This is a genomic window from Clostridium paraputrificum AGR2156 (genome assembly GCF_000424025.1).
Taxonomy (GTDB): Bacteria; Bacillota; Clostridia; order Clostridiales; family Clostridiaceae; genus Clostridium; species Clostridium paraputrificum.
The window spans coordinates 84,560-98,680 of sequence record NZ_AUJC01000010.1 but is presented as its reverse complement, the minus strand read 5'-3'; the positions used below and the strand labels follow the sequence as shown (position 1 = coordinate 98,680).

At 27.4% G+C, this 14,121-nt stretch carries 11 protein-coding genes; 9 read left to right on the top strand and 2 right to left on the bottom strand.

From position 1 onward, the window contains the following. The first annotated feature begins 30 nt into the window (after nt 1–30). From G594_RS0111450 to G594_RS0111435, 3 genes are all read left to right on the top strand, one after another. The gene (locus G594_RS0111450) at nt 31–936 is read left to right on the top strand and encodes a helix-turn-helix transcriptional regulator (RefSeq protein ID WP_027098710.1); all 906 of its coding nucleotides are present in this window, start codon (nt 31–33) and stop codon (nt 934–936) included. A gap of 72 nt (nt 937–1,008) precedes the next feature. Beyond that, nucleotides 1,009–1,620, top strand: a complete 612-nt coding sequence (locus G594_RS0111445; protein WP_034866524.1) for a GyrI-like domain-containing protein — start codon at nt 1,009–1,011, stop codon at nt 1,618–1,620. 1,225 nt (nt 1,621–2,845) lie between these two features. Beyond that, entirely contained in the window at nt 2,846–3,454 is a 609-nt protein-coding gene (locus G594_RS0111435) for a hypothetical protein (protein WP_027098707.1), read from the top strand. 56 nt (nt 3,455–3,510) lie between these two features. Here the strand turns inward: G594_RS0111435 and G594_RS0111430 are convergent, their stop codons facing one another. Further along, a complete protein-coding gene (locus tag G594_RS0111430; RefSeq protein WP_027098706.1) occupies nt 3,511–3,747 on the bottom strand; it encodes a hypothetical protein in 237 nt (78 codons plus the stop codon). A gap of 144 nt (nt 3,748–3,891) precedes the next feature. On the opposite strand from G594_RS0111430, the gene G594_RS0111425 reads away from it, so the two are divergent. Continuing rightward, a complete protein-coding gene (locus tag G594_RS0111425) occupies nt 3,892–4,497 on the top strand; it encodes a hypothetical protein (RefSeq protein ID WP_027098705.1) in 606 nt (201 codons plus the stop codon). Nucleotides 4,498–4,949: 452 nt separating this feature from the next. Here G594_RS0111425 and G594_RS0111410 read toward each other — a convergent pair whose 3' ends face one another. Then, the gene (locus tag G594_RS0111410) at nt 4,950–5,684 is read right to left on the bottom strand and encodes a hypothetical protein (protein WP_027098703.1); all 735 of its coding nucleotides are present in this window, start codon (nt 5,682–5,684) and stop codon (nt 4,950–4,952) included. 110 nt (nt 5,685–5,794) lie between these two features. Here G594_RS0111410 and G594_RS18835 point away from each other — a divergent pair, with 110 nt between their 5' ends. The 5 genes from G594_RS18835 to G594_RS18825 all read left to right on the top strand — a co-directional run bounded on the left by G594_RS18835 (nt 5,795) and on the right by G594_RS18825 (nt 14,106). After that, nucleotides 5,795–6,073 carry a hypothetical protein gene (locus tag G594_RS18835; RefSeq protein WP_051195990.1) on the top strand — a complete coding sequence of 93 codons (279 nt, stop codon included), beginning with the start codon at nt 5,795–5,797 and terminating at the stop codon, nt 6,071–6,073. 158 nt (nt 6,074–6,231) lie between these two features. Then, nucleotides 6,232–7,104, top strand: a complete 873-nt coding sequence (locus tag G594_RS19660) for a class I SAM-dependent DNA methyltransferase (RefSeq protein WP_027098702.1) — start codon at nt 6,232–6,234, stop codon at nt 7,102–7,104. Nucleotides 7,105–7,115: 11 nt separating this feature from the next. Further along, nucleotides 7,116–8,327, top strand: coding sequence for a BaiN/RdsA family NAD(P)/FAD-dependent oxidoreductase (locus tag G594_RS0111395; RefSeq protein ID WP_027098701.1), 1,212 nt, complete (start codon nt 7,116–7,118; stop codon nt 8,325–8,327). A gap of 81 nt (nt 8,328–8,408) precedes the next feature. After that, nucleotides 8,409–8,999 (top strand): ECF transporter S component, encoded by a 591-nt coding sequence (locus G594_RS0111390; protein ID WP_027098700.1) that lies wholly within the window; start codon nt 8,409–8,411, stop codon nt 8,997–8,999. Between the two features lie 475 nt (nt 9,000–9,474). Further along, on the top strand, nt 9,475–14,106 hold the full coding sequence (locus G594_RS18825; protein ID WP_081663694.1) for a discoidin domain-containing protein: 4,632 nt from the start codon (nt 9,475–9,477) through the stop codon (nt 14,104–14,106). The last annotated feature ends 15 nt before the right edge of the window (nt 14,107–14,121 follow it).

The window sequence follows — 14,121 nt, the reverse complement described above, 5'->3', positions numbered from 1 at the left end:
TATATAGTTTTATAGGGGATAGTGGGAGTTATGAAGATAGATAGATTAATTTCTATAATAATGATTTTGAATAATAAGGAACGAGTTACAGCCAAGGAGCTAAGTGAGAGATTTGAGGTTTCTATAAAAACAATTCAAAGGGATATTGAAACTATAGAGATGGCAGGTATACCAATAGTTTCTTATAAAGGTCATGAAGGTGGCTATGAAATAATAGAAGGTTATAGGGTAAACAAAGCGTCTATGACAAAAAATGAAGTGGCTTTATTAAAGAATTTATTAGATGGAATAAATGAAACCTATAGAAATAAAGATGTTTTATCATTAATTAATAAGCTTGAAGTTATAGATAGTAATTCAACTGAAGGGAATAGATTTATTATAGATTTTTCTAGGTGGGGAAATAGTAGTGAATTAACAGATAAAATAAATATTATAGATAATGCTATAAGCCAAAATAGGTGCATTGGATTTAAATATAACAATAGTAATGGCGAAAGTAGTAATAGAAAAATAGAGCCATACAAAATAATTTTTAAGGCTCTTAATTGGTATGTTTATGGGTACTGTACCTTAAAGGGTGATATGAGAGTATTTAAATTAAAAAGAGTTAAGAATTTGGAAATGTTAGAAGAGAAATTTGAATTTAAAGATATAGATATAGGTAATTTATTTAAAGAGTCAGAGTTAGAAACAATAGATGTTATTTTAAGAGTGGCTAAAGAAATAAAAGTAATATTAGAAGACAGCTTACCAACTTATGAAACAATTGAGGAAGGAAATAGTTTTGTTATTATAAAAACAAGTTTGCCATATAACAATTGGGTTGATAGTATGATTTTAGGATTTGGGGACAAAGTAGAGGTTTTAGAACCAAAGTTTCTAAGGGAAAAGATTATAGGAAAAATAAAAGGTATATATGAAATATATAAGTAATAAGACACAGAGATGTCTTATTACTTTTTCTATATTAAAGGTGAAATAATAATTATAAGGAGTGAATTAATTATGGCTACAAAAGTAGATTTAAAAAAGATAAAAAAAGAGTTGTTTAATGTGAAAGTGGGGCAATTTAAGAAGGTGTATTGTGATAAATCATATTATATTGCATTAGATGGAGAAGGAGATCCCAATAATAATGAAGATTATAGTAATAAAGTAGGGGCTTTATATAAGTTAGCTTATGGAGTTAAAATGGTTTATAAAAAAGAAGAAAAAGATTTTGTTGTTATGCCTTTAAATGGTTTATGGTGGTCTGATAACTATGATGATTTTATAGATAATTATAAAGAAGGCTGGAAATGGACTATGATGATTGAGCTTCCAGACTTTGTGAAGCAAGAGAATATAGAAAAGAAAAAGGAAGAGTTATTAAAAGATGAGTTGGGTAAATATATAAAAGAAATAAGGTATATGGAATATACTGAAGGAGATGCCTATGAGACATTATATGTTGGACCATATAGTGAAGAGGGAGAGGTAGTAAAAATGCTTCATAATACTATAAAGGAGAATGGATATAAGTTATCCGGAAAGCACAATGAAATATATTTAAGTGATCCAAGAAAAACAGAACCTTCAAAATTGAAAACAATAATAAGGCAACCTTTTTCTAAATAAATTAATAGCTAAGTAAAAATTTCTATATTTCAATAAATTTATATATTTGTTTTTTATAGATTTGGAGGGGTAAGTGTATTTGGCAAGCATTGACTATTGTCGGACTGGCCGACAATAGTCATCTTGTTTAGGAAAGTTTCCTAAGACCTTTTTAAATAAAATTAATAGGTATAGTGTATTAATTTTTGTTATTTATCGTTAAATTTTATTATATAAGATTAATAAAGTAAAGTATTTTAAATAGATAAATTATAATGTTCATTATAATTCGTTATAAGTAATTATTTATCATTAAAAATACTAAACTAAATTCTTTAATTTTATAAAATTTCATGCCTTACAAATGGCATAAAACCGTTAGGATCTTTGACTTCGCAAAAATTCCATTTAACGAAAAAGTTTAACAATTAAAAAAGTGAAAATACCTCTTTTACTTAGAACTACTATAAAGCAAATATTTAAGAAGTATTTAAGTTAAGTATAACATATCATTGAATAATGAATAGAATATCCCTCCAAGTAGAGGAAAAGCAGTTAAGGAAAGAATTAAGTAAGTTTTATTAAGATCAAAAGTGAAATAAGAAAGAATTCCACAAAGTAATGTTAATATAAATCCTTTCATAAATTTTTTGAAAGAAATTTTTTCTTTTAATTTTTTTAGAATCATAAAAATCACCTCAATAAATATTATAATTTCACATATTTTTATTATAATATTTAGTTTTAATTTTCACTAAAGATACTTTTAACGAAGTTGTTAGGGGATAATATAATATTAATTACGCTTTTGTTAAAAGCAGGATGTAAGACAAATATAAAGAATACTACATAGATTATAACAGAGACTATATATTCTACTTCTACTAAAAGAAACTAAATAAAATTAAGGTGGAGATTAAAAAAATTATAAGTGCTACAGAGCAGATCAGAAATAATTTTTTTAAAAAAAGAATATGAGGATATTAGATGTATTGAATTAACTTATTTAGAATTATGTGTGTATTTAACTCTAACTTATAGAAATATATAATAAAAAAGTATATATAAATGTAGCAATAACACCTATTTTAGTAATAATTTTAAGTTACTTATTATTTGTAAGTGAATAATAGAAAATATATAAAAAGTTAAAAAATATCCATATATACAAAAGAATGAAATAATTGTATTATTATGTATTTTGAGTTGAAATAATCATAAAATTTATTTTTGTAGGAGGTATTTTATGAAATTAAAAAAAATTATTTGTGTTCTAATGAGTGCATTAATATTAAATACTTGTACAATTCCTACAGTAACTCATGCAACAGAAGTTTATAATAATGAGGAAAATGTAGAAGTATTAGATGATGCTAAAGTAGAAGAGGTTGCAGAGATGATTAGATTTTTAGTTCAGGATGCATCAATCTATACAGAAGAAGGAGATTGGAAAAACTATAATTTTGAATTAATTAGAGAAGTTTATGGGAATGATCCATTATTAGATGATTTGGAATCAGCATTAGCACTTAGTGAATATCTAACATCTAAAAATTCTAGTAATATAGAAGAAAGAACGTTAGTAATTGATAGTACATGTGTATTTAATTATTTAACAAGTAAATGGGGAGAAGCTACACTAGATTCAGTTGCATCTAGTAGTCTCATCGCTTTTTTAAAGCAACAATCTTTTAAAGAAGCAGCTAAACTTTTAGTGAAAAATCTTCCTTATACATCAGTAGGAGTTATAGCAGTAGACTTAGCTCGTGCTACAAATAAATGTGGAACTAAGACTACTGAAAAACCTAATTACTGTTCTACTAATCCAATGCATTCACAAGGTGGATGTCATTAAAAAGTAAATAAAAAAAGCCATTAAAACTTGGTTTTAATGGCTTTTTTTATTTACTTTTATTTTGAAGATTCAATAAATTTATCTCTAAGCTTTAAATATAAATAGTATAAGAAAATAAATATAACTGCTAGCTTAATATATCTAATCAGAAAAAATATTATATCAGGATAAAAATTTTTAAATTTTAAATCATCAGGTAAATTTAGCCACTTATTAGTTAAGTCATTAAATACTTTTGATAATATTGTTAATATAATGATGATAGCAGGTTTTATTTTTGTTTTTATTTTCATTTCTCCCCCTTCATACAAAAACATTTTTATCTATTTAATATATAAATTACCATAAATGTCCATCAAAAATAAAGACTATTGTTTGAAAAAAATCCTAATATGGTAAAATATTCAATTATAGAATGTATTATAGGAGGCTTATTTATGAAAAAAGTTATTTGTATGCTAATTAGTGTATTATTATTAAATACTTTTGCCATTTCTACAGTAGTTCATGCAACAGAAGCTTCAAATAATACTGAAAGTGTAAGTGAGGTTGATGAGGCAAAAGTAAAGGAAGTTGAGGAAATACTTAGATTTTTGATTGAGGATGCAGGAATTTATGATGAAGAAGGATATCTAGTTAGCTATGACTTTGATTTAATAAGAGAAGTTTATGGAAATGATCCTTTATTAGATGAGTTAGAAGCTACAGTAGCATTAAATGAGTATTTATCTGGAAAAAATTCTTCTAATAGAATAGAAGACAGAGGTTTTATTCTCGATAGGACATGTGTATTTAATGAATTAACGTCTAAATGGGGAGAATGGGTTAAAAAAGCTTTTGTTACAGGTGGAGTTATGGCTTTATTACAAAAAGCATCTTTTAATGAAGCGGCTAAAATTATTGCAAGCAAACTTCCATTTGCTACAGCTATTCCAGTAGCGTATGATTTATTAGTTGTTGCTAATACATGTGGAACTAGAGTGCCTTTGGAACCAAATTATTGTTTAACTAATCCAATGCACTCACAAGGTGGATGTCATTAGAAAATAAATATAATATAAGAAAGGAGTATCCTTCTGGAATACTCTTTTCTTATATTATAAAACTAATTATTCTTTGATTTTTTTCTTATTTTTAATATTATAGTATTTAAAATAAAATATATTACTAGTAATTTTATTGTGCTAATTATTAAATATATATAATCAATTGGAAAGGTTTTGGGAATAGGATATATATTTAACCAACAATCAGTTATCCCATTAATTATTACAGCTATAAAAAAAATTAAATAAAAGTATTTAGATGAATCAATCTTTTTCGGATTAACTTTATTCATATATTTTTACACCTCTCAATATAGTATATAAATTTTACATTATAGAATTAACACAAAAAAGAATAAAAGTAAATAAATTACTATTCAACTCTAAAACCTTCGTATTTATTTCTTCGTAAAAATTCGATTTAGCGAAATTATAATTATTTAATAATTTTATATTTTAGGACTATATATAAGTTTATAATATGCCACATTATTTTCAATTCTAAATGATTCAAAATAGTTTTCATCTATTTTATTAAAAAATATAAATGAATCTGATGGAAGAGTATTATTAAAATAATTTCTCACATATTCGTTTATTACATTATAATCGATAGTTTCTTTTATAAATGAATTTCTAAATTCATTTAGTTTAGAATCTTTAAAATTAAAGGTTTCATCTATTTGTTGAATTGAAGCTTTATACGAAATGTTTTTAAATAAACTACTAATATTTTCATGTGATGTTAAAGGTATTTCTATATCTACATTAAGAGAATCGCTTTCAGTATAGTAGTGGTTTGATTTTACAGATGATAATGAATTTAATAAGGCAGAATCAGTTTTATTATTTAATAAATCATTCTTGTAGTCATCTATTGAATATTGAAATGTCAAGTTTAGAGAGTTACTATTTGAAAATTTGATTGCTGTTGAAAGATCTTTTTTATATTTAGATGAAAGTTCTGCATTTCTTAAATTAAAATTATTAACTTCTATTTGTGTAACATCTGCAAGTTTATAATTTGATATAATAACATTTTTAAAGTCTGGATTTATAAAATTACTTTCAATAAATGCAGATTCTGTTTTTGTATTAGTCTCCTCATTAGATGATGTATCAGTACATGAAACTAAAAAAAAAGAAACTAAAATAGCAATAAGTGTTAAATTAAATTTTTTCATAAATAAGTACTCCTTATTTTCTAATATATATTTATTTTATACTATAAAGTTTACAATAAACAACTTTTAAGGCTTTAAATATATGAATAAATGAATAAGGAGTGATTTTTATGGGAAATCAACTTGGTGAAAGTTATTTTGCAATTAATATGTCAGGAGCAATAATACCTGTTTATTCTCCAGACAAATGGCCAAGTAAAGTACAGATAGGTGTATTAAATAAAAAAGAAAGGTGCGTAGTTATTCAAGATGGACCTATAGTTAGAAAGATTAAATTTCTTAATTCTGCAGGAAGCTTTGTTGATGGTATACTTGATATGAATGCTCCAATAAAGGATTGGAACGATTATGTGTTTCATGATATTAGTCCACCGTATGTTTTGTTATGAAGCCAAAAAAATCCTATTACAAGACTTGAAAAGAAGAAAATTTTTAAGTCTTGTAATAGGATTTGTAGAAATGTTATGTAGTTTTTATTTTCTATTATATAAAATAGCAGTATAATATCTAAAAGTATTTTTGAGAAAATATATTAGGGGGAAAGATAATGTATAGTAATTATGAGGAGTTTTGGGATAAGGTTTCTACAGTTGAAGAAAATGATTATGATGACGAGAAAGTAAATAGACTATTAAGATGGAAAGCTATTAACGAAAATTTAGGTGGAGTAAGAACGATACTAGATATAGGGGCTGCAACAGGAGCTTTTTCTATCCCACTTTCAAAAATGGGATATGAAGTAACACATTTTGATTTGTCACAAGATATGATAAATAAAGCGATACTTAAATCAAAAGATATGGATAATATTAAATTTGTTAAAGGAAATGCTGTGGATCTTAGTCTTTTCGAAGAAGATGAATTTGATTTAGTTCTATGTTTTGATGGTGCAATATCTTTTTCTGGTAAGAATTCTAATAAAGTAATAAAAGAGAGTTGTAGAGTTGGAAAAAAAGTAATGTTAACTGTATCAAGTAAGAGCTGTATGGTGGCAACTTGGTTAAATTACAGTCTAAGTAAGTTTGGAAGAATTCACCCTTCAGTAAAAGATATGATGGTAACAGGGTATTTCAATAAAGCTAATTATGATGATGTTAGTGAGTTAACAAGTATAGATGAAATTAAGGCATATGATATAAAAGAATTATCTGATATTTTGATATCAAATAATATGAGAGTTATTGAATGCAGGAGTTTAGGTAGTTTGACACACTTATATTTATTACACCTATATAGGCAATATAATTATCAAGAAGTGAACAAAAAGATTAATGAAATTAGTATAGATAATGATTTTATAGAACTATGCGATTATTATGATAAAGAAGTAATGAATTGTGGAATGGGAAGTTTTAGAAGAGCGGGAATAATTGCAATTGCAGATAAAATAAATGATAATAGTATAGAAAAAAGCAAGTAAGGAGTAATGTTATGGCAAAGGTTATTGTTGTTGGAGGAGGTCCAGCTGGTATTATGGCTGCACTGACTGCATCAAAAACAAATGAAGTAATATTAGTAGAAAGAAATAATGAAATTGGTAAGAAATTAAGACTTACAGGTGGTGGTAGATGTAATATCACTAATAATAGAAGTATAGATGAATTCTTTGATAAGGTAGTAACAAATAAAAAGTTTTTATATAGTGCTTTTTATACTTTTAGTAATGATTCTTTACTAGAGTATCTTAAAGAAAATGATTTCGAATATAAAATAGAATATGATAATGATAATAAGGTTTATACAAAGAGTGATAAAGCTGATGACATTATTAGATTATTTATAGATAATTTAGAAAAAAGTAACGTAAAGGTTATGTATGATACTAAAGTTGAAGATTTAATTGTTGAAGATAATATAATAAGAGGTATAGTTACATCTAATGGGAATAAGATTTTGGGTGATAAAGTAATTATATCAACAGGTGGTAAGAGTGTGCCAGCAACAGGATCTGATGGAAGTATGTATGATATTTTAAGTAAATATGGTCATAAAATAGATGCACTTTATCCAGGGTTAGTGCCTTTAGTAATAAAAGAAGGCTTTGTAAAAAATCTTCAAGGGGTATCAATGAAGAATGTTGTATTAAGTGCCAAGGTAAAAAAGAAAAAGTATGAGATTATAGGAGATATGATATTTACTCACTTTGGAATATCAGGCCCTGGAGTTTTAAAATTATCTTCATATATAAATAGAGCTTTAGAAAATGGAGAAGTGGAAGTTACTTTAGATTTCGTACAAGATAAAAGTAAAGATGAAATTTCAAAGTTAATAAAGGAAAATACAAATAAAACAGTTTTAAATAATTTAAAAGGCTTATTGCCAGGTAATTTCTTGAAGGAAATAGTTGGATTACTTAACCTAACAGAAACTAAGCCAAGTGAACTTAAAAAAGAAGATGAAATAAAACTTGTAAATTATATAAAAGAAATGAAACTAACAGCAATAGAAACATTAAGCATTAAGGCAGCTATGGTTACTAGCGGTGGAGTAGCAGTAAAAGAAATAAATGCCTCAACAATGGAATCTAAACTTATAAAAAATCTTTATTTTGCTGGAGAAGTAATTAATGTTGATGCTGAAACTGGTGGATATAATCTTCAAATAGCATTTTCAACTGGATATTTAGCAGGAAGTGATTTTTAAAATGTATGGGTACAATTGACTGATTTTCCTTAAATTTATAAAATGAATTATAAGTTTTATAATTTAAAGGGGGCAATTATTTTGAAAAATGAAATCAGATTTAAAAAGCTAATACAAACAGCATTATTAGCAGCATTATGTTTTGTATCATTTACTTACTTACAAATTAAAATTCCAGTACCAGGCGGAGATGCTACTTCTCTTCATATTGGAAATGCATTTTGTGTTTTAGCAGCATTGTTACTTGGAGGATGGTATGGAGGTATTGCAGGTGCAATAGGAATGACAATTGCAGATTTATTAGATCCTGTATATATATTAGTAGCACCTAAAACATTTATTCTAAAATTATGTATTGGACTAATTACAGGATTAATAGCACATAGAATTGCGAAAATTGGGGATAGCAATGATAAAAAATATATTTTTAAGTGGAGTCTTCTTGCATCAGTTGGAGGGTTAGCCTTTAATGTGGTTGCAGATCCTGTTGTAGGATTCTTTTATAAGCAATATATATTGGGACAACCTCAGGATGCAGCTACTATTTTGGCTAAATTAAGTGCAGTTACTACATTTGTAAATGCAGTTGTTTCTGTGATATTAGTAGTAATTATCTATAATGCAATAAGACCAATATTAAAGAAATCAGGTTTATTACTACCAGTGGCATAAGAATTTTCGAGTGGGTATATTAAAGTGAAAAACTTTAATATACCCACTTTTTCTTATAACGAGAAGTGGAATATAAAATATATTATTAAAAAATATCAATGGTAAAGTTTATATAGAGAGAGGAAATAGATTATGGAGTGGATATAGGATCATTTCATGTATTTCTGGTATTTCTAAATTTTGTAGAGTTAACTTTTTTAATTGTTTTCAGTGTAATAGGGTTAATTTTTATATTATAGCAATGTTATGTTTTAATATTTTTCACTTTTATGCAAAGTTTTTATCATTATTAGTAAAAGGGTTTTAGAGATACAAAAATTAATATAACATATAAATATGGTTTATACAAAATATGTATATTTATTTATATTTTGTTAATTAAATTGGTGGGTGGAAAATGAATATAGAGGAGGGGATAGAGAATAGAGTTATGAATTTAAATTTTAAGGGGAAATTAAATAATGGAGGTTATATAATGAAATCAAAAAAAATTTTGAAGATGTATATTTCATTAGCTTTAAGCTGTAGTATAGTATTCTCTAATACATCAGTTTTGGTAAATGCTATAGAAAGCAGAGACAGAAAAGTTTTTGCTAATATAGGGAAAGATAAAATAAGTATAGGTAATGATTATATCAAAAGAGAATTTTCTATAGATAATGGTAAAGTATTAACTAATCTAATAGAAAATAATAGAGCTAATACTACATTGATTCCTGGTAAGGGATCGGAAGATTTCATAATAAATACTATACAACCCGAAGAAGACACTGATGTAGAAGTTCCAATTGAAGTTATTGATCGTACATCATGGAATGCAACTCTTACAACTAGTTCTAATACTGAATTTTTGCAAGAAAATGTAAAGCTTTTATTTGATGGAGATGCTAATACTTACATTGATCAATATACTATTACAGGATATCCAATTTCTTTAAAAGTTGATTTGGGTGAAGAGAAGAAAGTATCATCTTTTTCATATTTAAAACGTCCAGGGTACGAGGATGCCGCATATGGAATAAATGGAACAATGGGTAAGTACAAGCTATATGTAAGTGATGATGGTGTGAACTGGAAGGAAGCTGGTGAAGGCGAATTTAAAAGGGAAGACTATAATCTACATCAAGAGGGTAAGCTACAAAATGTAGGAGATGTAGTTTATGGAAATTTTAATAAGGAGTATACAACTAGATATATTAGAATTGATCAATTATCTGATTCACTAGGAAACACTCAAGAGTTTTCAGCTTCAGAGATAAATTTATATTCAGACAAATATATGGAAGAAGAAAGTACAGTAGATGATAGCAAGATTGAGTCTAGTGAGTTAACAATAGATAATGAAACAACAAAGATTGAAAATATTGAAAGTGGTAAAAAGCTTACTATTTCATATTTACCTTATAAACTTAATGGAATCGAATACAATATTGATATGGTAACAGTTCTTAAAAGTAATGAGCATTATATGAGATCTTTTCTAGAAATTAAAGCTGATAATAGTAAAGCACAAATTGATTATATTGATTTAGATAAATTTGTTTTAGAAGATGAAATTAGTGATACAGTTTGGTCTCATCCAGATTTAAAAGATGTTTCATCAATGTGGATTGGTAAGAATGAATTAATGCTTGGACAACCTATATATGCAAATGGTATGTTTTTTGGTTCTGAATTCCCAGCAGCTGATACAGATGTAGTAGATGATGAAATACAAATAAGATATTACTCTGGTAAAACATTTGAAAAGTTAGCCGAAGATAATCAATTGACAACTGATGGGAAGTTCGTATCTTGGCAGAATGTTGTAGGAGCAGCTAAAGGTACAGATACGGACGTAGTGCAAACTGATTTTTACGAATATATTTCTGATATTGCTACACCAACTGAGTTTAGAAAGCAATATAATTCTTGGTATGATAATATGCTTGAAATAACTGATGAAAGTATTGCAAAATCTTTCTATGGCTCAGAAAAAGGATTAACTGAGAATGGTGTAGAGCCAGTTGATTCTTATGTTGTAGATGATGGATGGAACAACTATAGAGATGAAAAGTATAATCCAAACATTTCGAGTTCTCAGTCAGGAGAAGGCATGAATCGTACTGGATTTTGGGAGTTTAATAGTAAGTTCCCTAATGAATTGTATACATCTACAGAGCTTACAAATAAGTTCCAATCAAAATTTGGAATTTGGCTTGGACCTCAAGGAGGATATAATTATTTTTCAGGATTTGCAAAGTATATGGAGGAAAGTGGAACAGCTTATGCTCAAAATGATTACTGGACTAATATTTGTGTAGGTTCGGATAAATATGTAAAGAATTTAACATCTATGTTTATTGATAATCAAAAGAGATTTGATGTTGATTACTGGAAGATAGATGGTTTTGCTGTTAGACCTTGTACGAATCAAAAACATGATCATATGACTGGTGGTACTAACAATATGTACTATACAACTGATCTTTGGGAAAAATGGACTGATGCTTGGGAAGAAATGCGTGCAAGTCGTGCAGAAGAAGGTAAAGGATTATTTATTAATGCAACTTGTTATGTAAACTTAAGCCCATGGCTATTACAATGGGTTAACACAATTTGGGTTCAAGACTCTGGCGATACAGGACAAGCTGGAACTGGTGAAAGACATCAACAAAAAATAACTTATAGAGACAATGTGTATTATAACTTATTTAAAGTAAATCAAGTTCAATTTCCATTAAAGAATATTTACAATCATGATCCTATTTATGGGGTATCTGATGGAAGTTCAGCAACTACAGAAGATTTTAGAGATTTTTTATTTTCAAATTCAGTTCGTGGTACAGCATTCTGGGAGTTATATTATTCTCCGTCTATAATGGATGATGAAAAGTGGAAAGTAAATGCAGATGCATTAGAATTTGCTGAAACTAATTCTCATATATTGGAGAAGGCAAAGCTATTTGGTGAACGTCCAACACAAGGTGTATATGGATACTCGTGCTGGGATGGAGATGAAGGAATAGTTTCATTTAGAAATCCAACAGAAGAAGAAAAAGAATATACTTTAGAGTTAACTGATATGGTAGGTGTTCCAAAGTCTGTAAAGGATATTAAAGGAAATCAAGTACTACCATATGTTGTTGGAGATTCTAGCACTGTGTCTTATGGGGATACATTAACTGTTAAATTAGCACCTTACGAAACAAGAATATTCCAATATGGCAAGAATGATAGTACAGGAGCAGAGATTATATCTGCAAAAGTAACTGGAAATAATGAAATCACAGTAAAATATAATGAAAGAGTTGAGAATGGTAAAGAGGTTTACTCCGTAGAGGGTAATAATATAACAGAAACTAAGCTATTAGATGACTATAGAACAGTTGTTATAACTACTAAAAATAGAATTGTAGATAAAGCTAAACTAAATATTACTGGTGAAAGAGATGCTGTAGGAAATAAAATAACAAAGAGTTTAGAAATTCCAGCATATAGCAATGGTAAAGTTGCCAATGTAACTAGTGGGAATAATCTAGTAGATGGAGAAAATATAGAAAAGTCATATAATGGAGATTTGGATATGTTCTTATTAAACTTAGATAAAGATTATACACTAGAAGATAATAAGAGTTTTACTGGAACAAATGATTTTGCAATTTCCATGGCAGTAAAAACTACATCAAATAATGTAAACTTATTATCTCAAGGAGATGATATATCATTATCAATTGATGAAGAAGGATATGTATCATTTAAAGTAAAAGATTTAAAGGTAAATTCTAAATCTGAAGTTACTACAGTAATTGAAAAGGCTCATGGAATTTTTGGCACTGATAAATATGTTCCAACATCTACAAGCAGTAGTTTTGTAGGTAAGGTTAATGATGGTGATTTGCATCAAGTTGTAGCGGTTCGTGAAGTAAATGGAATGCTTAAGATTTATATTGATGGTGAATTATCAAACTCAGTTTATGATGAGAATAGAATTAATCAGTCAATTGAATCAGGTAAGATTGTTGTAGCAGATAATAGCTTTAAAGGAATTTTAGGTGGTATTGAACTTAGAAATAGTTCTATTTATTATGATGAGGCTAAGTCTATGTACGAACCATTTAAAGGATCTGAAATTATTGAAATAGATAGAAGTAATTGGAAGGCAAGTGCATGTTCAGAAATGCCAGCAACATCTGGAGATGGGCAAGCATCTACAGCTATTGATGGTAATGAATCAAGCTGGTGGCATACAAATTATGTTGGGGGAGATAGTCATGAAGGTAACCACTGGATTCAAGTAGATTTTGGAGATGAAACAAGTTTTGATACTATAAATGTATTATCACGTGGAAAAAATTCTAATGGTACAATTAAAGATTACAAGCTAGATGTAAAAGTAAATGGTCAATGGAAAGAAATAAAAACTGGAACATTTGAAAGTGGAATTAATGATTCAATTATTTTTGAAGAAGCTATAACAGCATCTGCTATTAGGATAACAGCACTTTCTACATTTAATGGAAAAGATTTTGCTGCTATAAAAGAAATAACACTTACTAATAAGGACAGATTAGCAACTAAAGAGGAAATAGATGATGCTAAAAAATTAGTAAAGGATATTGACGAAAATAATTATACCATTGTAACAGCAGAGAGATATAATGAAATAGCATTAAAGCTTAACTTAGTATCTGAAATAAATACAATTCCATTAAAGAAATTAATAGCTCAATTAGAAGAAGCATATTCTTCATTATTAGATGCTAAGGAGTTAAATGCTTTGTTAAAAGAAATAAATTCTTTAAATAAAGAAGAGTATACTTTAGAGTCATGGTATAACTTAGAAAATGAAGTGTTAAAAGCAAATGCTGTAGTTAGAGACATTTATTCTACTGAAAAAGATGTAAGCAATTCTTATAAAACTTTAAAAGAAGCATATAACAATCTTAAATTAGTAGGTACGGGGAACAATTCTAATCAAGGAAATGATACAAATAATGGTAGTGGATCTGAAGGTAATAATACTAGTAAACCAACTCAAACTGGAGATTCATCAAAGGGAAGTTTAGCTTTACTTGGTGCATTATTATCGGTAATATCAATATTTATTTTCGGTAAAAAGAGATAAACATTATAAAAAATA